This is a genomic window from Massilia sp. CT11-108 (assembly GCF_047302915.1).
GTDB lineage: Bacteria > Pseudomonadota > Gammaproteobacteria > Burkholderiales > Burkholderiaceae_D > Telluria > Telluria orientalis.
This window is the reverse complement of sequence record NZ_JBKYMO010001345.1, coordinates 1-356: the sequence shown is the minus strand read 5'-3', so window position 1 is coordinate 356 and position 356 is coordinate 1. Positions and strand designations below refer to the sequence as shown.

The following is a 356-nucleotide window of genomic DNA, read 5'->3' as shown; positions in this document are numbered from 1 at the left end:
GCCCGCGCCTCCACGAAAGCCGCTGCGGCCTCGCGGCGCGATGCGCAGCCAACCGCATGGCGCGCCTGGTTCGACGGCTCCGCGAAACCGAACCCGGGCCGCTGCGGCATCGGCGTGCGGATCGAAGGCCCGGACGGCCATCTCATCGAACTCGCCCATCCGGCCGGCCACGGCAACAGCAGCGAGGCGGAATACCGCGCGCTGATCGCCCTGCTGGAAACGGCCGCCGCCCACGGCGCGCACGAGCTGACCATCCACGGCGACAGCCGGGTCGTGATCGACGATGTCACCGGCCCCGACCTGTACGCGGCGCCCGCCCTGGCCGGCTATCGCGCCCGGGCGCTGGCGCTGCGTAC

At 74.2% G+C, this 356-nt stretch carries 1 protein-coding gene; it reads left to right on the top strand.

Going from position 1 to position 356, the window contains the following annotated elements:
* Window positions 1–356: ribonuclease HI family protein (locus ACEN88_RS34725; protein ID WP_413346960.1), on the top strand; the 356-nt coding region annotated here is incomplete at both ends.